14 protein-coding genes are annotated in these 19,830 nt (G+C 62.6%); 9 read left to right on the forward strand and 5 right to left on the reverse strand.

Going from position 1 to position 19,830, the window contains the following annotated elements:
- Nucleotides 1-94 precede the first annotated feature (94 nt).
- From ACK4FH_RS07580 to ACK4FH_RS07605, 6 genes are all read left to right on the forward strand, one after another.
- The gene (locus ACK4FH_RS07580; protein ID WP_409812348.1) at nt 95-1,036 is read left to right on the forward strand and encodes an AAA family ATPase; all 942 of its coding nucleotides are present in this window, start codon (nt 95-97) and stop codon (nt 1,034-1,036) included.
- A 3-nt stretch (nt 1,037-1,039) separates the two neighbouring features.
- Nucleotides 1,040-2,494, forward strand: a complete 1,455-nt coding sequence (locus tag ACK4FH_RS07585) for a VWA domain-containing protein (RefSeq protein WP_409812350.1) — start codon at nt 1,040-1,042, stop codon at nt 2,492-2,494.
- A 254-nt stretch (nt 2,495-2,748) separates the two neighbouring features.
- The gene (locus tag ACK4FH_RS07590) at nt 2,749-3,711 is read left to right on the forward strand and encodes a DUF459 domain-containing protein (RefSeq protein ID WP_409812352.1); all 963 of its coding nucleotides are present in this window, start codon (nt 2,749-2,751) and stop codon (nt 3,709-3,711) included.
- Between the two features lie 58 nt (nt 3,712-3,769).
- Nucleotides 3,770-4,921 carry a hypothetical protein gene (locus ACK4FH_RS07595; protein WP_409812354.1) on the forward strand — a complete coding sequence of 384 codons (1,152 nt, stop codon included), beginning with the start codon at nt 3,770-3,772 and terminating at the stop codon, nt 4,919-4,921.
- 128 nt (nt 4,922-5,049) lie between these two features.
- Complete coding sequence (locus tag ACK4FH_RS07600; RefSeq protein WP_409812356.1) at nt 5,050-6,501, forward strand: MBOAT family O-acyltransferase; 1,452 nt, start codon at nt 5,050-5,052, stop codon at nt 6,499-6,501.
- Between the two features lie 9 nt (nt 6,502-6,510).
- Entirely contained in the window at nt 6,511-6,894 is a 384-nt protein-coding gene (locus tag ACK4FH_RS07605) for a hypothetical protein (protein ID WP_409812358.1), read from the forward strand.
- 3 nt (nt 6,895-6,897) lie between these two features.
- Here the strand turns inward: ACK4FH_RS07605 and ACK4FH_RS07610 are convergent, their stop codons facing one another.
- From ACK4FH_RS07610 to gltB, 4 genes are all read right to left on the reverse strand, one after another.
- Complete coding sequence (locus ACK4FH_RS07610; protein ID WP_409812360.1) at nt 6,898-7,227, reverse strand: AzlD domain-containing protein; 330 nt, start codon at nt 7,225-7,227, stop codon at nt 6,898-6,900.
- The gene (locus tag ACK4FH_RS07615) at nt 7,224-7,949 is read right to left on the reverse strand and encodes an AzlC family ABC transporter permease (protein ID WP_409812362.1); all 726 of its coding nucleotides are present in this window, start codon (nt 7,947-7,949) and stop codon (nt 7,224-7,226) included. Before ACK4FH_RS07615 ends, ACK4FH_RS07610 begins: the two co-directional genes overlap by 4 nt.
- A gap of 76 nt (nt 7,950-8,025) precedes the next feature.
- Nucleotides 8,026-9,444, reverse strand: coding sequence for a glutamate synthase subunit beta (locus ACK4FH_RS07620; protein WP_409812364.1), 1,419 nt, complete (start codon nt 9,442-9,444; stop codon nt 8,026-8,028).
- 2 nt (nt 9,445-9,446) lie between these two features.
- Complete coding sequence (gltB, locus tag ACK4FH_RS07625) at nt 9,447-14,138, reverse strand: glutamate synthase large subunit (protein WP_409812365.1); 4,692 nt, start codon at nt 14,136-14,138, stop codon at nt 9,447-9,449.
- 611 nt (nt 14,139-14,749) lie between these two features.
- On the opposite strand from gltB, the gene ACK4FH_RS07630 reads away from it, so the two are divergent.
- From ACK4FH_RS07630 to ACK4FH_RS07640, 3 genes are all read left to right on the forward strand, one after another.
- The gene (locus ACK4FH_RS07630) at nt 14,750-15,616 is read left to right on the forward strand and encodes a hypothetical protein (protein WP_409812367.1); all 867 of its coding nucleotides are present in this window, start codon (nt 14,750-14,752) and stop codon (nt 15,614-15,616) included.
- Between the two features lie 7 nt (nt 15,617-15,623).
- Nucleotides 15,624-16,658: a threonine aldolase family protein gene (locus tag ACK4FH_RS07635; RefSeq protein WP_409812369.1), complete on the forward strand. Its 1,035-nt coding sequence runs from the start codon at nt 15,624-15,626 to the stop codon at nt 16,656-16,658.
- A 79-nt stretch (nt 16,659-16,737) separates the two neighbouring features.
- Nucleotides 16,738-17,172, forward strand: coding sequence for an Hpt domain-containing protein (locus tag ACK4FH_RS07640; protein WP_409812371.1), 435 nt, complete (start codon nt 16,738-16,740; stop codon nt 17,170-17,172).
- 5 nt (nt 17,173-17,177) lie between these two features.
- On the opposite strand, the gene ACK4FH_RS07645 is transcribed toward ACK4FH_RS07640, so the two are convergent.
- Nucleotides 17,178-19,715: an ATP-binding protein gene (locus tag ACK4FH_RS07645; RefSeq protein ID WP_409812373.1), complete on the reverse strand. Its 2,538-nt coding sequence runs from the start codon at nt 19,713-19,715 to the stop codon at nt 17,178-17,180.
- Between the last annotated feature and the right edge of the window lie 115 nt (nt 19,716-19,830).

Here is a 19,830-nt window from a genome sequence, read left to right on the forward strand (position 1 = left end):
ACATTGCCTGCTCCTCTCGGGCCTGTGCTACTCTCGCAGCAATCGCAACAGGTTAACGCAGGGAAGGGGCGGTTTTCCGTCCCTCGATGATCGCTTGAGCAACGAGAAAAATGCACCCGCCGAGATCGAAGCGGTCCGCAAGGGCTTCGAGACGCGCGGCTATATCTGCAACGCGCATATCGCGACCTCCATCTTCCTTGCCGAAAGGCTGCAGAAGCCGCTGCTCGTCGAAGGCCCTCCCGGTGTCGGCAAGACCGAGCTTGCCAAGGCGACGGCGGAGATGGTCGGCAAGCCGCTCATCCGGCTCCAATGCTATGAGGGGCTCGACGAGGCGAAGGCGCTTTACGAATGGAAATACGGCAAGCAGCTTCTCTATACGCAGGTGCTGAAGGAAAAGCTCGGCGATCTGATGGCGGGCGCCCAAGGCCTGAAGGAGTCGATGGCCCGCCTTCACGATTTCGACGACACATTTTTCTCCGAGGAGTTCCTCGAGCCGCGGCCGCTTCTGAAGGCGCTGTGGCAGCCGGGCGGCGCGGTGCTGCTGATCGACGAAATCGACAAGTCGGATGACGAGTTCGAGGCCTTCCTGCTCGAACTTCTCTCGGACTACCAGATTTCCGTGCCGGAGCTCGGCACGATCAAGGCGCGGACGACGCCGATCGTGTTCCTCACCTCGAACAATACGCGCGAGATCGGCGATGCGCTGAAGCGGCGCTGTCTGCATCTCTATATTCCGTTTCCCGACACCGATCTCGAGCAGCGGATCATCGCGGCGCGGGTGCCGGAAATGGAAGAGCGGCTGCGCACCCAGCTTGTCGCTTTCGTGCAGGGGCTTCGTCAGCTTGAACTCAAGAAACTCCCCGCCGTCAGCGAAACCATCGACTGGGCGCGAACCATGGTTCTGCTTCATGCGCGCGAACTCGATGCCGATCTGGTCCGCAACACGCTCAATGTGCTGCTCAAGTTCCAGGACGATATCGACAATGTCGATGGCGAGGTAAACGCGCTGGTCTCGAAGGCCGTTCAGGCGGGGTGAGCCATGAGCGAAGTCCTCGGCGATTTCATCCGGGCGTTGCGGGCCGCCGATGTCCGTGTCTCGACTTCGGAGTCGATTGACGCCGGCAATGTGATCGATCTCGTGGGCTTCAACGAACGCGAGACGTTGCGCGATGCACTCTCGCAGGTGCTCGCCAAGAGCGACGATGAAAAGCAGGCTTTCATCGAAACCTTCGATACGTTCTTTGCCTTCGACCAGTTCAAGGAAAAGCCCGCCACGGTCAACGAGCCGGCTGCCAACGAGAATGAGCAGAGTGAGCAGGCTGAGTCCGAAGGTGGCGAAGGCGAAGAGGGTGAGGGCGGCGAGAGCAGCGGCGCCGACGGCCCATCATCGCCGGGCGGCGGTGGCTCGGGTGGCGAGCGGCAGGGCGAGGGCCCGCAACCGCGCGACGATCTCGTCTCGCTGCTGGAGCGCGGCGATCAGGCGGCGTTGCAGATGGCGCTGGCGGAAGCGGCGCGCCAGACCAATCTCAACCGCATAAGGCTTTTTACCCAGCGCGGCATGTTCACGCGCCGGATCATGGAACTGATGGGCCTCGACGGGCTCAATGACGAGATCGAGCGGCGCGAGCAGGCCCGCAATACGGAAGGCGCGGCATCGCTTATGCAGGCGCGCGAGGAGTTGCGCGGCCAGGTGCGCGACTATGTGGAAAAGCAGCTCGAAATCTTCACCGCGAATGCCGGCCGCCAGCTCCGCGAGGAAGTTCTTTCCAAGATGCGGCTGTCTAATGTCGACCGTTCCGACATGCGCATCATGCGCGAACTCGTGCGCAAGATGGCCAAGCGCCTCATCGTCATGCATTCGCGGCGAAAGAAGATCGCGCGGCGCGGTACGCTAGATGTGCGGCGCACGATTCGCGCCAATATCGAATTTGACGGGCTGCTCTTTCACACGATCTGGAAGCGCACCAAGGTCGACCGGCCAAAAGTCATGGCGATATGCGACGTGTCGGGCTCGGTAGCGCAGGTCTCGCGTTTCCTGTTGATGTTCCTCTACAGCCTGCAGGAAGTGCTGCCCAATGTCAGGAGCTTCGCCTTCTCCGGCGACCTCGGTGAAACCACTGACATGTTCGAACTCGAGAAGCTTGAACAGGCGCTGGCGCTCGTGCTGCGCGACTATGGCGGCGGATCGACGGACTATGGCCGCGCCTTCGAAGACTTCCAGTCGCTCGCCATGAACGACATCGACCATCGCACCACGGTGCTCATTCTTGGCGATGCGCGCTCCAATTATGGCGACCCGCGCGCCGACATTCTGAAACTCGTTCACGCACGCGCGCGGCGCGTCATCTGGCTCAATCCCGAACCGCGCTCCATGTGGAACTCGGGCGACAGCGAGATGCGGCGTCTAACGCCCTATTGCGACCGGGCAATCACCTGTGCCTCGCTGAAGGATCTGGAGCGCGTCGTTTCCGAACTGCTGCGAACGGCCGTGTGACCTTTCCATAACAATTGGATGACCTCTGGCGGGCGGCCTATGCAAGTCTGGATTGCGGCGTTAAGCTTTCCGTCTCATTTCGGGGCAGGCTGGGGCATACCATCGGGCATGGCTGCTGCAGAGATCAGGGCAACGGCTTCGGGCCTGCGCGGCGCTGTGCCGTAATGGGCCGCGAATGCAGTTTTATGGATAACGGGGGCAAAATGGCGGGACGCGCCATAGCAAGATCCGGGCGGACGGAGAGGAAGCGTGTTGTGCTCCTTCTCGGCCTGTCGCTGCCTCTGATCCTTTTCTGCTGGGAGAGCGCGAAGGCGCAGCCGATGCAGCTTGCGCCGCGCGGGGTGGAAAGTGCCGCACTGGTTCAGGAAGCGCCCGCGATGCCGGCATCGCTCGATGCCGCGCCGGTCGCCATTGCAGCCGTTGCGCCGGCGTCGGCCCCTGCCGCCAGGCGCGAGCGCTACAATGTGGTCGTGCTGGGCGACTCGCTCGGCGATGGCACTTGGGCCGGTCTCTATCATGTGCTGCGTCAGGATAAGCGTTTCAACGTCATCAAGAAGTCGCGTGTTGCCACCGGCTTTTCCCGCGCGGATTATTTCGACTGGAATGCGGAAGTACGCAGCATCGCGGCGGAAACGCGGATCGACATTGCTGTCGTCGTGATGGGCACGAACGACCGGCAGCCCATCGTCGAAGAGGGCAAGCGCCATGCACTGTTCGAGCCCGGCTGGCGCGATATCTATGAGCGCCGCGTCGACGACTTCACCGCCACGCTCAAGGCAACGGGCGCACAAATCTACTGGATGGAACTTCCGGTGATGAAAAGCCCGCGCTTTGGCGCGGACATGGCGCAGTTCAATGCGATCTTCGAGGCTCGCGCAGGCGCGAACAATGTCACCTTCGTTCGTACCGAAGGCCTCGCGACAGGCACAGATGGCGGCTACACGGCCTATGGGCCGGACCGTTTCGGCCGCACCAAATTGTTGCGCGCCGAAGATGGTATCCATTTCACGATGCCCGGCTATGAACTTCTCGGCGAGCGGATTGCGAATGCGATGCTGACGGATTTCGATGGCGGCAGGATTGCTGCGGCCGCGCCGGTCATGCCGAGCGCGCCGGAAGCACCACAGGAAGCGGCCGGAAAGGCGGCAGGTTATGACATGGCGGACAGGCGCCCCGGCCGTTCGGATGACTGGCTCTGGCTTGACGCAACCAACTGACATTCCGGTTCTTCAAAGGCTGCTGCCGCTTGCGGTGGCCATGCTCGCAATTTTTTCCATGACAAATCGTGCAGCAGCGGCCGAATGCATGCCGGGAACGCCGGGGCTTGAAAAATTCCATGCGGCGGTGAAAGAGATCGAGGCGGGCGAGAGAAAGCGCCCGCTCACCGTGCTTCATCTCGGCGACAGCCATATCTCGCTCGATGGTTTCACGCGCGGCTTGCGCACGCGCTGGCAGGAGTGGTTTGGCGATGCTGGGCGCGGGCTCATGCCCGGTATCCCCTTCCGCTACTACGCACCGGACGGCTATACGCTTGTCATGACAGGGCCTTGGGATGTGTTCTCGAGCCTTCCGGCGGACGCCAAGGGCCCGTTCGGTATTCAGGGCTTCCGGGTTGAGGCGGCGGCGCGCAAGGCGGAAATCGCGCTTGCTTCGGACACACCGCTTTCAGGAATCGAGATCGAAGCCTATGGCGGGCCGGAGACGGGTGCGATCCTGCTTGCGCTCGGCAATGCCGCGCCGCTCCGTCTGCAGACGCGGCAGGCGGAGCCCGGCTATATACGGTTCCGCGTGCCTGCGGCGAATGTGCATGAGGTGAAGCTCTTGCCTGCGGGTTCTGGTCCCGTGGTGCTTCTCGGCTGGGCGATGCTGAAACCGTCCACGCCCGGCGCGCGGTATGACAGTCACGGCATCGTCGCAGCAACGGCCGCCGTCACCAGGCGCTGGGACGCCGGCATCGTCCGCGCGCAGATTGCCGCACTCGATCCCGATCTCGTCATTCTGGGGTATGGCACCAATGAGGGCTTCAACAACGGGCTTGATATGGAGGCCTATCGCGCCCTGGTCGACGGGCTTGCAGGTCTTGTCATGGAAGCGACGCCCCATGCTTCGCTTGTGCTGCTTGGCCCTTTCGATGGCGCGCGGCAGGGGAGCGGGGCGCTTTGCGAAGGCGGCTGGGCGACGCCGCCAAAGCTCGATGCTGTTCGCAGTGCACTTCGCGATGTTGCCGCAGCGCGGAAGAGCTTCTTCTGGGATGGCGGGGCGGCGATGGGCGGGCGCTGCGCGGCGGAACGCTGGGCGCGGGCGGAGCCGCCGCTCATGTTTGCCGACCGCGTTCATCTGCGGGCATCGGGCGGCGAATTGCTTGCGGCATCGCTCCATGAGGCGCTGATGGCAGGCGCCTGTCATGAAAGTGACGCGCCGGGTTAACCATAAGGGCAGGCTTCGATTGAGCTTTTTTGCCTGAACGGGGATGATGCCTTGAATGCCGTCATGCCCCTCTGATGGATAGTGTGGGTGACATCTGTGCCTGTGACGGGCGCGCGTAACGAGGCGGCATGCTTTTTCCGACCATCGAGTTCGGCATCTTCTTTCTGATCGTCTTCGCAGTCAGCTGGGCCGTGCGCGGATTGCCGGAAGCGCGCAAGCTCCTGCTCGTCGGTGCCAGCTATTTTTTCTATGGCTGGTGGGACTGGCGCTTTCTCGGCCTGCTGTTTCTTTCGACCGCCATCAACTATCTCGCCGGCCTTGCGCTTGCACGAACCGAGCGTGTGGGCCTTCGGAAGTTCATCGTTGGTGTCGCGGTTGCCGCTGGTCTCTCGATCCTCGGCTTTTTCAAATATTACGGCTTCTTTCTCACTTCCTTTGCGACTCTCCTCGAAACGATCGGATTGGAGCGCGATCTGCCACTCATGCAGGTCATCCTGCCGGTCGGCATTTCCTTCTTCACCTTCCAGGGCATTTCCTATGTGGTGGACGTCTACCGCCGCCATGCGAGTGCGGAGAAGTCGCTGCTCAATGTGATGCTCTACATCTCCTTCTTCCCGCAGCTTGTGGCGGGGCCGATCGTGCGCGCGGCGGATTTCCTGCCGCAGCTACATCGCGCGGCGGTACTCACTCGTGCGCATATCGGCGTCGGTGTGGTGCTGATCCTGTCGGGCCTCGCCAAGAAGATGGTGATTGCGAACTATCTCGCGACGGAGCTTGTCGATCCTGTCTTCTTCGATCCATCCGCCGTCGGTGCGCTCGATCTCTTGATCGGCATCTATGGCTATGCAATCCAGATCTATTGCGATTTCTCAGGCTATAGCGACATTGCAATCGGCGTGGCGGCGCTGCTCGGCTACCGTTTCCTCGAGAATTTCAACCAGCCCTATCGCGCATCGAGCCTGCAGGATTTCTGGCGGCGCTGGCACATCTCGCTTTCCACCTGGCTGCGCGACTATCTCTATGTGCCGCTCGGCGGGAACAGGGGCGGCGAGTTCAAGACCTATCGCAATCTCTTCCTGACCATGTTCCTCGGCGGAATCTGGCATGGCGCGGCCTGGACTTTCGTTTTCTGGGGAGCGCTGCATGGCGCGATGCTGGGTATCGAACGCTATGCACGACGCAAGCTCGAGGAATTCGCGCCGACCCATACGGACCCGGGCGGGCTTCTCGCGGCCCTTGGCAACCGGGCGCAACGGATTGTCGGCATTGTCTGGACGTTTCATTTTGTCTGCTTTGCGTGGATATTCTTCCGGGCAGACAGTTTCCAGACGGCGGCAGGCTATATTGCGGGCTTCGCGCGCTGGGGCGACCCCAGCCAGTATGTGACGCCTTTCGCCGTCGGTCTCATTCTGCTTGCGATGTTCTTCCAGTTCACGCCGCAGCATCTTGGCCGCTGGCTTGCGCGTATCGTACAATATCTGCCGGCGCCGCTGCTTGCGCTGTTGTTGGGCGGCGGCATCTGGCTCATCTGGGCGGTGGCGCCCGAGGGCGTTGCGCCCTTCATCTACTTCCAGTTCTGAGGCAGGCCGATGCTCGACATGCTTCACGATCATGACCGTCGCGAAGACGTCGCCACAAGGCAGGCGCAGGAGACGGCGCGATCCGTGCGGCGCATGGAGCTCACGCTTTTTCTCTCCGTTCTGCTTCTGCTTGCGCTAAACAGCGATCAGCTCGTCACTTGGGTCAACGGTTTCGATGTCGGCCCGGTGCAGGACAGGATCGTTGCATTCTCCACAAGCTGGAACGAAAAGATGATCGAAGCAGGCCTCACCCAGCCGGCGGAAGCGGCACGCGAGGATGTGAACCGCGCGCGGCAGATGAACTGGGACGAAGTGAAACGCTGGATCGAAAACGAACAGGCGCGAAGCCGCGAAGGAGCGCGCGCCTTGCGCGGCGTTCTCGGCGAGGATTGACGCTCAGATCAGCGCCTGCATCGCCCAGAGTGTACCCATTCCTGCGGCCAGCGTCATGAGGACGCTCTTCGTTTTCCATGCGACCAGCGCCGCGACGATGCCCGCAATGAGGCGCGGATTGCCGATGCCGAAATAGAGGCCGCCCTCCGCGCCGCGCAGGATGGCGGGCAGGATGATCGCCGAAAGCACGGCTGCAGGCAGAAACCGCAGGGCCCGCGTGACGGGTGCGGGCAGCGTGAAGCGGCCGCCAAGTTCGATGAAGGAGGCGCGCAGCAGGAAAGTGCCGATGCCGATCACGATGATGGCGAGCCAGACCGTCTGCTTGTCCATCATGCGTCTTCCCTCCGCTTCGGGTTCAGTCTCTCGATGGCATAACCCGCCATGATGCCTGCTATGGCTGCGAGGAACAGGCCGAGATTGAAGGGAAGGCTCCAGGTGATCACGGCGACGGCGCCCCCGGTGAGCGCGGCTGTGGCGTTTGCGCGGTCGGCAATCGACGGCACGATGAGCGCGAGAAAACTCAGCGGCACGAAAAAGTCGAGCGACCAGCTTGCCGGGATGCGGTTGCCGAGGAAATAGCCCGCCGCCGTCGCCGTCAGCCACACCGCCCACATCGGTATCGCGCCGCCCATATAGAAGGCGAATTTCGAGGCAAGGCTCATGCCGGGTCGCGCCGTGTAGCGCAATACGCTCAGCGTGTAGGACTGATCCGTCATCATATAGGCGACGAGCCAGCGCCGCCCGCGCGGCAGGGCCGAGAGGTGCCCCGCCATTGCGGCGCTGTACATGGCGAACCTCAGATTGATGACAAGGCCCGTCAGGATCACGACGAGGACGGGCGCGGCATCGGCGATGAGCTGCGTTGAGGCTAGCTGAGCTGCGCCCGCAAAGACGATAACGGACTGGCCGATCCCTGCCATCGCATCAAGCCCGGCATTGGAGGCCACGACGCCTGCGATCATGCCGAAAGGCATGGCGCCCGGCAGAAGCGGCAGCATCGCGCGCGCTCCGTCGATCCAGTCTTGCCGTTCCGTCTTGTTCATTCCGTCCATCATGCCTTCATCCGGCCTACGAAAAAGCCCCCGTGACGTCTATCACGGGGGCTTTGTCTTCGATCCTTTTGCGCCATTCTCAGCGCGGCAGTCTCGTTTCCCCCATCAGGAACAGGTCCACCTCGCGGGCGGCCTGCCGGCCTTCGCGAATGGCCCATACGACAAGCGACTGGCCGCGGCGCATGTCGCCCGCGGCGAATACCTTGTCGAGGTTCGACTTGTAGGTTGCCGTGTCGGCCGCCACATTGCCGCGCGGGTCGAGCTGTACGCCCAGTTCCTGCAGCATGCCTTCATGCACCGGATGCACGAAACCCATGGCCAGCAGCACAAGATCGGCTTTCAACTCGAATTCCGAGCCTTCGATGGGCTTCATCTTCTCGTCCACGCGCACGCATTCGATGGCGGTGACATGGCCGTTCTTGCCGATGATGCGGCGCGTCATCACGGCGAAGTCGCGCGTGGCGCCTTCGGCCTGGCTCGAGGATGTGCGCATCTTCAGCGGCCAGTCCGGCCAGGTGAGGAGCTTGTTTTCCTTCTCCGGCGGGGCGGGCATGATTTCAAGCTGCGTCACGCGCACCGCGCCCTGGCGGAACGAGGTGCCGATGCAGTCCGAGCCCGTATCGCCGCCACCGATCACCACGACATGCTTGCCGCCGGCGAGGATCGGCTCGACCTGGCCGATGGATTCTTCCGACACGCGGCGGTTCTGCTGCGGCAGGAATTCCATCGCGAAGTGAACGCCCGCGAGATCGCGGCCCTCGACAGGCAGGTCGCGCGGCTTTTCCGAGCCGCCGGTGAGGATCACCGCATCGAACTCGTCGTTGAGATCCTTCGCAGGCTTGGTCACGCCGATATGGACGCCGAAGTGGAAGGTCACACCTTCGGCTTCCATCTGCTCGACGCGGCGGTCGATCAGCGTCTTCTCCATCTTGAAGTCCGGGATGCCATAACGGAGCAGGCCGCCGGCCTTCTGGAACTTCTCGAAAACATGGACATCATGGCCGCGGCGCGCGAGCTGCTGTGCAGCCGCGAGGCCCGCCGGGCCGGAGCCGACGACTGCAACACGCTTGCCGGTTTTCTGGGCTGGCACCTGCGGCGCAATCCAGCCTTCCTTCCAGCCGCGGTCTACGATCGTGCATTCGATGGTCTTGATCGTCACCGGCTGGTCGGTGAGGTTCAGCGTGCAGCTTGCCTCGCAGGGCGCGGGGCAGATGCGGCCGGTGAATTCCGGGAAGTTGTTCGTCGAATGGAGGTTGCGGCAGGCTTCCTCCCAGTCGGCGTGATAGACGAGGTCATTCCAGTCCGGGATCTGATTGTTCACCGGACAGCCATTGTGACAATAGGGAATGCCACAATCCATGCAGCGCGCGGCCTGATCCTTCACTGCCTCTTCGGCGAGCGGGATGACGAATTCGCGGTAATTGCGGATCCGGTCTGCGGCGGGCAGGTACTTGCGGTCCTGCCGGTCGATTTCCAGAAAACCTGTAATCTTTCCCACGCTTACTCTCCTGCTGCTGCGATGGCCTGCGCAGCATCCTGCGCCTGCTGCATTTCCCGAAGGGCGCGGCGGTACTCCACCGGCATGACCTTGCGGAACCTGGGCAGCATGGCCTCCCAATTGTCCAGAATCTGACGCGCACGCGCCGAGTTGGTGTAATGCGCATGGTTCTCGATGAGCTGATGCAGACGCTCGGCATCGAAGCGGGTCATGTCGCTCATCACGTCGACGCGGCCGTGGCTTTCGAGGTCGCCCGTCTGGTGGCGGTGCCGCTCCATCAGGTCGTGCTCTTCCTTCACAGGCTCGAGATCGACCATGGACATGTTGCAGCGCCGCTCGAACATGCCGTCCTCATCCAGCACATAGGCAATGCCGCCCGACATGCCGGCCGCGAAGTTGCGGCCCGTCTCGCCAAGCACGACGACGATACCGCCGGTCATGTATTCGCAGCCGTGATCGCCCGTGCCCTCGACAACGGCGATGGCGCCGGAATTGCGCACGGCGAAGCGTTCGCCCGCGACGCCGCGGAAGTAGCACTCGCCGCTGATCGCGCCGTAAAGCACCGTGTTGCCGACGATGATCGACTTCTCGGGCACGATGCTGGACTTCGCCGGCGGGTAGACGATCAGGCGGCCGCCCGACAGGCCCTTGCCGACATAGTCGTTCGCTTCGCCTTCAAGTTCGAGCGTGACGCCTGCCGCCACCCAGGCGCCGAAGCTCTGGCCGGCCGTGCCGGTGAACTTCACATGGATCGTGTCTCCGCCGAGACCCGCATGGCCATGGCGCTTCGCGATCTCGCCCGACAGCATGGCGCCAGTCGTGCGGTCCGTATTGCGGATCGGCAGTTCGATCTTCACAGGCTTCTTCTGCTCGATCGCATCCTTCGCCTTCTCGATCAGCGTCCGGTCGAGAATGCTGCCAAGATTGTGGTCCTGCGTCTCGCAGTGATGGATCGCGGCGCCCGGCACGTCCGGCTTGTGGAAGAGCTTCGTGAAATCGAGTCCCTTCGCCTTCCAGTGCTGCACGACCTTGCGCTTGTCGAGCATCTGCATCTGGCCGGTCATTTCCGACATCGTGCGATAGCCCATCTTCGCCATCAGCTCGCGCACTTCCTCGGCCACGAAGAAGAAGTAGTTGATGACGTGTTCAGGTGTGCCGACGAAGCGCTTGCGGAGTTCCGGATCCTGCGTCGCAACGCCGACCGGGCAGGTGTTCAGATGGCACTTGCGCATCATGATGCAGCCTGCCGCGATGAGCGGCGCGGTGGCGAAGCCGAATTCATCCGCGCCAAGCAGCGCGCCGATCACGACGTCGCGGCCGGTGCGCAGACCGCCGTCTACCTGCACGGCAATGCGGCCGCGCAGACGGTTCATGACAAGCGTCTGATGCGTTTCGGCAAGGCCGATTTCCCAGGGGCTGCCCGCATGCTTGATGGAGGTCAGCGGCGAGGCGCCGGTGCCGCCCTCGAAGCCCGAGATCGTCACATGGTCCGCGCGCGCCTTGGAGACGCCGGCGGCAACCGTGCCGACACCGACTTCCGAGACGAGCTTCACCGAGATGAGCGCCTTCTCGTTGGTGTTCTTCAGGTCGTAGATAAGCTGCGCCAGATCCTCGATAGAATAGATGTCGTGGTGCGGCGGCGGAGAGATGAGGCCGACGCCCGGCGTCGAGTGGCGTACCTTGGCGATGACCGCATCGACCTTGTGGCCGGGCAGCTGGCCGCCTTCGCCGGGCTTTGCGCCCTGCGCCATCTTGATCTGGATCATGTCGGAGTTGACGAGATATTCCGTCGTCACGCCGAAGCGGCCGGAGGCCACCTGCTTGATCGCCGAGCGCATGCTGTCGCCGTTCGCCATCGGCGTGAAGCGGTCTGCTTCCTCGCCGCCTTCGCCTGTGTTCGAGCGGCCGCCGATGCGGTTCATGGCAAGGGCGAGCGTCGTATGGGCCTCGCGGCTGATCGAGCCGAAGGACATGGCGCCGGTCGCAAAACGCTTCACGATCTCTGAAGCGGGTTCCACTTCCTCGAGCGGCACAGGCTTGCGGCCGTCATCCTCTGCCAACTTGATGTCGAAAAGGCCGCGGATCGTGAGCAGGCGTTCGTTCTGCTCGTTGATCTGGCGCGCGAAGGCCCGGTACTTGTCCTGGCTGTTGCCGCGCACGGCATGTTGAAGGTCGCGGACGCTGTCCGACGTCCAGGCATGGTCTTCACCGCGGATGCGGAAGGCATATTCGCCACCCACTTCCAGCGAGTTGCGGAGCACAGGCGCGTCGGAATAGGCGAGGCGGTGGCGCTCGAAAGTCTCGCGCGCAATTTCCGCGATGCCCACACCTTCGATCATCGAAACGGTGCCGGTGAAATACTTGTCGCAGAAATCGGAAGCGAGGCCGACAGCGTCGAAGATCTGCGCGCCGCAATAGGACTGGTAGGTCGAGATGCCCATCTTGGACATGACCTTGAGGAGTCCCTTGTCGATCGCCTTGATGTAGCGCTTCTCGGCTTCCTTCTGCGTCAGGCCCTCGTCGAGATGCGGCAGCAGTTCCGACAGCGTCTCGAAGGCGAGATAGGGGTTGATGGCTTCGGCACCATAGCCCGCCAGACAGGCGAAGTGATGCACTTCGCGCGCTTCGCCCGTTTCGACGACGATGCCGACCTTGGTGCGCAGACCCTTGCGAATCAGATGGTGGTGAACGGCAGACGTCGCGAGCAGCGCCGGAATGGCGATGCGATCGGCCGAGATCAGCCGGTCTGACAGGATCACGATGTTGTAGCCCTGATGGACCGCCTCTTCCGCGCGTTCGCACAGGCGCTCCAGCATTTCCGCCAACGCGTCTTCGCCGCGATCCACCGCGAAGGTGATGTCGAGCGTCTGGGTGCGGAAATGATTGTCCGCGACCTCGCCGATCATGCGGATCTTTTCGAGGTCTTCATTGGTCAGGATCGGCTGGCGCACTTCGAGCCGCTTCACCGATGACATGCCCTCAAGGTCGAGCAGGTTCGGGCGCGGGCCGATGAAGGAGACCAGCGACATCACAAGTTCCTCGCGGATCGGGTCGATCGGCGGGTTCGTCACCTGCGCGAAGTTCTGCTTGAAATAGGTGTAAAGCAGCTTCCACTTCGAGGAGAGTGCGGAGATCGGCGTGTCGGTACCCATGGAGCCGACCGCTTCCTGGCCTTCCATCGCCATCGGCGTCATGAGGAACTTGATGTCTTCCTGCGTGTAGCCGAATGCTTGCTGCGTATCGAGCAGTGAGCCGTAAACGGGCTTCGTCATGGAGCCGCGCGGTGCCGGCATTTCCTCGAGCTGGATCTGTGTCGCGTCGAGCCACTTCTGATAGGGGTGCAGGCTCGCAAGCTCCGCCTTCACCTCGGCGTCCGAGATGATGCGGCCCTGCTCGAGGTCGATGAGCAGCATCTTGCCGGGCTGCAGGCGCCACTTCTCGACGATCTTCTCTTCCGGCACGGGCAGTACGCCCATTTCCGACGCCATCATCACGTCGCCATCATCGGTGACGTAATAGCGTGCGGGGCGCAGGCCGTTGCGGTCGAGCGTCGCGCCGATCTGGCGGCCGTCTGTGAAGGCGACGGCCGCGGGGCCGTCCCACGGTTCCATCAGCGCGGCGTGATATTCGTAGAAGGCGCGGCGCTGTTCATCCATCAGCGGATTGCCGGACCAGGCTTCGGGAATGAGCATCATCATCGCATGGGTCAGCGAATAGCCACCCATGACGAGGAGTTCGAGCGCATTGTCGAAGCAGGCCGTGTCAGACTGTTCGTGAACGGCGATCGGCCAGATCTTCTTCACGTCCTCGCCGAGAAGCTCCGATTCCATCGTCGCATAGCGCGCCGCGAGCCAGTTCACGTTGCCGCGCTTCGTGTTGATCTCGCCATTGTGGCAGATCATGCGGAAGGGATGCGCGAGGCTCCAGGTCGGGAAGGTGTTGGTCGAGAAGCGCTGATGAACGAGGGCGAGCGCCGTCGTCATTTCGGGATCGGCGAGATCCTTGTAATATTGTCCGACCTGCGCCGCGAGCAACATGCCCTTGTAGACAATGGTGCGCGAGGAGAAGGAAGGAATGTAAAGCTCTTCCGGCACATGGCCTTCTTCCGCGAGCAACGTGTTGAAGACACGCTTGCGGATGACGAAGAGCTTGCGCTCGAAGGCGTCCTGATCGGCGCAGGACGCGGCGCGCGCGACGAAAACCTGCATGTGGTGCGGCTCGGTCGGGATGACCGATACGCCGAGATCGGAATTGTCGACCGGCACATCGCGCCAGCCGAGCACGGTCTGGCCTTCCTCGGCGACGATCTTGTTCACGAGTTCGACGATCTTGGCGCGTGCGTCTTCGGCCTTCGGCAGGAACAGCATGCCGACGCCGTAATGGCCTTCGACCGGCAGTTCGATGCCGAGCTTCTTCGCTTCCTTGCGGAAGAAGGCGTCCGGCAACTGGATCAGAATGCCCGCGCCGTCACCCGCCTTCGGGTCCGCGCCGACGGCGCCGCGATGCTCGAGATTCTCGAGAATCTTCAGGCCGTCCTGAATCATCTTGTGGGATTTTCGGTTGTGGATGTTCGCAATGAAGCCGATGCCGCAGGCATCGTGCTCGTTACGGGGATCGTAAAGGCCCTGCGCGGCAGGGAGCCCCGCCACGTTCCAGCCCGCCTTGCGGCTGTTTTCTTCCCGCTTCTGCGTCATAGCCATCCCATCCTTCACCCTGGCCCGCGTTGCCGGTTCTTGCCCGGTCCGGCGCCAGCCGCCTCATACTTGTTTCCAACCCGTCGACCCGCGCGCCGCCCATCCGCCGGAACCGTTCCGGCCGGGGCCCCGATTCCTCGGGGCGGAGGACGCTGGCGGATCGCACGCGCTATCGCAAAAGTCCCTGCCCGAAATTCCGGCAAGAGCCTTCACCGCCGGACCGTCATGCGATCCGTTTTCCGGCATGCTGCAGCACCGGGCCGTTTAACAGGCCGCAGGCGCACTTGCATACCCTTGCAGTGCCGCCATCCCAGACGGAGCTTTCTGCTTGGTGCTCCTTTGCCCGGAGCGGGGGCTTACAAAAAGGCCCGCATGTGAGGGCAGACCTTCGGCGCCGGAAAAGCGGTGCTTCCCCAGCAGGCGGAATATGCCAAACCCCGCACCCTGAATCAAGCAAATAAGACAGGATTACTGACCTATAGTTCGGACTCGTTCTCAACTGTAGTTACGGAAAATTTATCGAGGTTTTCCCGGCGCCCCGCCTCTGACATGCTCGGGTCAAGCCAATGACCGGGCGGAGAATAGCCCGGCCATCCAAGGGGGAGGATAAGTTGCTGACAAGGGTCGACAGGGTGCAGCTCGCAGTGCCGGATGCCGAAGCGGCGGCAGCGGGCTGGATCGGGCTTCTCGGAGCCGAAAGGGCAGGCGAGGACCGGCTGCAGGGCCTCGGCGCGCGGCGGACTCTGCTCCGGGCTGCCAATGGCTGGGTCGAACTGCTGAGCCCGGACGGCGCGGGCAAGATCGCGCATGCGGTTGCCGCCCGTGGTCCGCATCTATATGCGGCGGGTGTCGCCACGGCGGATTTAGGCGCGCTGAGGGTGCATCTCGAAGGCCGGGGCGTTGCAGCGCCCCATGAGGCGGGACAGCTGCATCTCGATGTTGCGGATACGGGCATCGAGGGCCTTCGCGTCGTTGTCAGCGAAGATGAGGCGCTCGATGCGGTCGGCGACATCGATTTCTTCTACGAGGCGACGCTGCTCTCGAAAGATACGGGAGGCGTCACTCGTGCGCTCAACACGCTGTTCGGGCTCAATGACAGCTATTACACGGAGATCGTTTCCGAGGTGTTCGGCTATCGCGGTACGCTGACCCTGTTCCACGAGGACCGGCTCGACAGGCTCGAAGTGATAGACCCGACCACGGAAGGTACGACGATGGAGCGGTACTTCCGCAAGTTCGGGCAGAGCCTCTATATGGCCTTTGCAGAAACGCGCGACATCAACCTGATTGCAGAACGCGCTGCGGCGGCAGGCGCAGGCTTCACGGTCGACCGGCCTGCGGACAGGCCGGTGCATCTTCCCGCCGATCAGCTCTGGCTGCATCCGAAGGCACTGGGCGGCATGATGCTCGGGCTCTCGCGGCCGAGTATGGCCTGGTCGTGGTCCGGGCGGCCCGAACGTGTCGAAGCGGTGGTGTGACTGCGTCATGAATTTCGCCAGCGACAATACGGCAGGTGCGGCACCCGAGATCATGGCGGCGCTTCAGTGCGTCAATGAAGGCAATGCCGTTTCCTATGGCGGCGATGAAGCGACCGCGCGGCTGAAAGCGCGCTTTGCGGAAATTTTCGAGCATGAGGTCGATGTCTTTCCCGTCGTCACGGGCACGGCGGCGAATGCGTTGTCTCTTGCCGCCATCGCGCCGCCCTATGGCGCGGTGATCTGCCACGAGCTGTCGCATATCCATCTCGATGAATGCGGTGCGCCGGAAATGTTCTCCGGCGGGGCGAAGCTGCTGCCGGTCGGCGGTGCGGGCGGCAAGGTGGACCCGGCGGCAGTCAAGTCCGTGCTCGATGCCTATCCAGCGGGAATCGTTCATCATGTGCAGCCGGCCGCGCTCTCGCTCACTCAATCGACCGAGCTTGGCGCGGTCTATTCCGTCGGCGAGATCGCAGCGCTTGCGGGCGTGGCGCGGACGCGCGGGCTTCGTCTTCATATGGATGGCGCGCGCTTTGCCAATGCCGTGGCGAACCTCAATGTGCCGCCCGCCGAACTCACCTGGAAAGTAGGGATAGACATCCTCTCCTTCGGCGCGACGAAGAACGGCGCGCTTGCCGCCGAAGCGGTCATCGTCTTCAACCGCGACATCGGCAGCGACCTTGCGTTCCGTCGCAAACGCGCGGGGCATCTTCTTTCCAAGATGCGCTTTGTGTCGGCGCAGCTCGAAGCCTATCTGGAAGACGGTTTGTGGCTCCGTCTCGCCGCACATGCAAACGAGATGACGGCGCGTCTTGCCCAAGGGCTGGCCGCGGCTGGCGCGGAAATGCCGGTCGCACCGCAAGCGAACGAAATTTTCCCGCGGCTTCCCGCTGGCGCGGTCGAGCGTCTTCGCAGCGCCGGTGCGCGCTTCCACCCGTGGCCAATGGCAGGCGACAGCGCCGAGTTCCGTACCATCCGTCTTGTGACGTCCTTTCAGACGACGGAGGATGAAATCGGCCGGTTTCTTGCCGTTCTCGGAGCCTGAACCCCTTTAACGTTCATTAACGCCGTCTCCCTAATATTTCGGGTATTCGAAAGTGCCGCATCCGGCATGAGGTGGGACCATGGCGATACCTATGGACGAAGCGTCAAACGACTTCGAAAGCATGATTGCGAGGGCCGAAGCCGCCGTCGAGGCGCTTCGCGAGACCTATCGCGAGCAGCTTGTCGAGGATGTCGCTGCGCTCGCGAGCCTGTGGTCGCGCATCGAGACCGAAGGGATTGACCAGGCGAAGCTCGATGAGCTGCACAGCATTGCCCACAATATCAAGGGGCAGGGCGGTTCCTTCGGTTACGACCTGGTGACGGATATCGGCGCGTCCTTCTGCGACTATCTGCGCGGCGCGCCGCGCATGGCGACGAGCGAGCTTTCCATCATCAGCATGCATATCCGTATGCTGAAGAATGTTGCCGACAACAACATTACCGGCGATGGCGGCGAGACGGGCGCCCGTCTCATCGAAAAGCTCCGGCAGCTCACGAGCGGTGCCGCGAAGTAGGCGGATCAGCCGGTCAATCGCTCCAGTTCATCCAGCATGTCCTGCAAAGCCTCGTTCGGGGCGGAGGCTTCGTCGGTCGCAATCATGCGGCGGGCGGCCGCCGTGGACTTCCTTGGCTGCGGCTTTTGACCGGACATGGCGCGCGCGATCGCTTCCACAAGCAGTTCGATCTTGAAGGGCTTGGAAACGAAGCCGTTCATTCCGGCGGCGAGGTAGATGTCGCTATGGCCCTGCATGGCATGGGCTGTCAGCGCGACGATCGGTATTTCACGCCACGGCTCGTCGCAGGCACGGATTACCTTGGTCGTCTGGATACCGTCCATCAGTGGCATCTGGATATCCATCAGCACGATATCGAAGCTCTGTTCCTGCAGCTTGCGGATGGCCTCGATGCCGTTCTCGGCGACGGCGAGGCTGTGCCCGAGACGTTCCATTACCGCTGCCATGAGTTTCCGGTTCACGGGCTGATCTTCTGCGAGCAGGATACGAAGCGGACGCGCAGGTCCATCCGGACGCGCGGGCGCCGCCGTTACGGACATCCGGGCCGCCATCTCGGCGGTGACGATTTCAACGGGCAGGCGGATAGTGAAGGTGCTGCCTTCGCCTTCCACGCTGTCAACGTCGATCGTGCCGCCCATCAGCGTCGTGAGTTCGCGCGTGATCGCAAGTCCAAGTCCGGTGCCGCCATAGGTGCGGGAAATCGAACTGTCGGCCTGCTGGAAGCGCGTGAAGAGGCGCGGCAGCATCGCATCCGGAATGCCGATGCCGGTGTCGCGCACCGTGATCGTGAGATCGGCATGGCTTTCGTCTTGCCCGACTGCACCTGCGATGGTGATGTTCACCTCGCCGCTCGGCGTGAACTTGATCGCATTTCCTGCAAGGTTGAAGAGGATCTGCCGCAGCCGTGTCGGATCGCCCATGATGATGTCCGGCACTTCCGCGTCGCATTGTGCGGTGAGCACGAGGCCCTTTTCCGCCGCATTTGGCCGAAGCACACGTACCACCGTTTCGAGAATGGCCTTCGGCGATGCCTGTTCGTATTCGAGTTCCAGCCGGCCCGCCTCGAGCTTCGACAGGTCGAGAATGTCGTTCAGGATGGTCAGCAGGCATTCGCCGGATTCGCGGATCGTTGAAATGCGGTCGCGCTGTTCTTCCGTCAATTCCCCGGAGAGAAGAAGCTCCGACATGCCGATCACGCCGTTCATCGGCGTGCGCAGCTCGTGGCTCATTGTTGCAAGGAAAGCCGACTTGGCGCGGTTCGCATTCTCCGCCGCTTCCTTGGCGAGTGCGAGGTCATAGGCCGTGCGGGCGAGTTTCGCGCGTTCCTGTTCGAGCTGGATCGAGGTCGTCTGCAGGTCGATGATACGATCCTGCAGTTCCGTCTGGCTGCGCTTCAGCTTGATTTCGGTCTGCTTGCGGCCGCTGATATCGGTTTCCACGAGAATGTAATTGCGGATCGCGCCCTTGCGGTCGCGGATCGGACGGGCTTCGATCGAAGCCCAGTACTGGCCACCCTGGCGTGTCAGGCTGATCGTTTCGACCATGCGCGCTTCGCCGTCGGCCGCGCTCTCGACGAGCACCTTCATCGCGCCGATGCCGCCATAACGGGAAAGGATATCCTGCGGATAGCGGCCTTCCACGTCGGCGCGCTCGAAGCCAGTCATGCGGATATAGGACGCGTTCGCCCAGAGTATGCGGCCTGCCCGGTCGGCAATGAGAACACCGGAGTCGGTGCCGTTCGCCACAAGGGCTAGCCGTTCATTGTCGCGCAGGCTGTGCTGCAATCGGCCGAATACCTGTGTGAAAAGCTCGGTGAGATCGGCGATTTCGCCTTTCGGAATGCCGATGGGAGGTTCGAAGCGGCTGCGCAGGCTGTTTCGTACCGCGCTTGCCAGCCGCTCCAGCGGGCCGATCACGGCGCTGTTCAGCAGGATGAAGAGCGCGGACATCAGGATGATCGTTGAAAGCGTGTGGCGCAGGGCGTTTGCGACGATCGAATAGTTCAGCTCGCGCATGGCCGGGCGCAGATCGGCAAAGGTGATCGTCGCGAGATCTTCGCCAGGCACGGCGGCAGCATAGACCCAACCGGCAACGTCGCCGAATTCAACCCTGAAACTTTGCGGCCGGTCCAGAATGAAGCTGGCGCTGACGGCGGTGCTGATTTCGGGCAAGGCAAGGAAATCCGAGGACTTGCCGATCTGCGAGGCGCGGTCGCCTTCGAGAACACGGCCCTGCCGGTCGAGCAGGAACACGGCAAGGAGATCATTGTTCCAGGCCGCTTCGCGCGCCACGGCCTGTGATGCTTCGGCGATGCTGAAGTCGTCGTCGAGTTGTGCGCGCATCGCAAGATGATCGGCGACGGTGGCGGCCCGCAGTTCTACCTTCGAGAACATGACGCTGCGCAGCTCGTAGTAATCGATCACGGATTGCACGCCGGTCAGCACCACCAGCAACACGAACATCTTGAGGGCAAGGGCGCGCGCCGTCGGCCCTGTCAGCGAGCGCAAGTGGCGATAGTCGAATGCACGGAATATCGCGCGCATGGCCTCGTCGTTTCCGCCGGATGCAGCACCGGCCAGCCCAGATTTCCAGGGCCCATCCGGCCCCTGGCCATCCGCCCGGATGGTGATTTTTCATAACAGGTGGCGGGTTAAGAGG

Origin of the sequence: Parvibaculum sp., assembly GCF_046297875.1 — a bacterium.
Taxonomy (GTDB): domain Bacteria; phylum Pseudomonadota; class Alphaproteobacteria; order Parvibaculales; family Parvibaculaceae; genus Parvibaculum.

Excerpts from the sequence above, each read along its gene's own strand:
- ACK4FH_RS07585 (WP_409812350.1), top strand. The coding sequence starts at position 1,040 with ATGAGCGAAGTCCTCGGCGATTTCATCCGGGCGTTGCGGGCCGCCGAT.
- ACK4FH_RS07595 (WP_409812354.1), top strand. The coding sequence starts at position 3,770 with ATGACAAATCGTGCAGCAGCGGCCGAATGCATGCCGGGAACGCCGGGG.
- ACK4FH_RS07600 (WP_409812356.1), top strand. The coding sequence starts at position 5,050 with ATGCTTTTTCCGACCATCGAGTTCGGCATCTTCTTTCTGATCGTCTTC.
- ACK4FH_RS07605 (WP_409812358.1), top strand. The coding sequence starts at position 6,511 with ATGCTCGACATGCTTCACGATCATGACCGTCGCGAAGACGTCGCCACA.
- ACK4FH_RS07610 (WP_409812360.1), bottom strand. The coding sequence starts at position 7,227 with ATGATGGACAAGCAGACGGTCTGGCTCGCCATCATCGTGATCGGCATC.
- ACK4FH_RS07615 (WP_409812362.1), bottom strand. The coding sequence starts at position 7,949 with ATGATGGACGGAATGAACAAGACGGAACGGCAAGACTGGATCGACGGA.
- gltB (WP_409812365.1), bottom strand. The coding sequence starts at position 14,138 with ATGACGCAGAAGCGGGAAGAAAACAGCCGCAAGGCGGGCTGGAACGTG.
- ACK4FH_RS07635 (WP_409812369.1), top strand. The coding sequence starts at position 15,624 with ATGAATTTCGCCAGCGACAATACGGCAGGTGCGGCACCCGAGATCATG.
- ACK4FH_RS07640 (WP_409812371.1), top strand. The coding sequence starts at position 16,738 with ATGGCGATACCTATGGACGAAGCGTCAAACGACTTCGAAAGCATGATT.
- ACK4FH_RS07645 (WP_409812373.1), bottom strand. The coding sequence starts at position 19,715 with ATGCGCGCGATATTCCGTGCATTCGACTATCGCCACTTGCGCTCGCTG.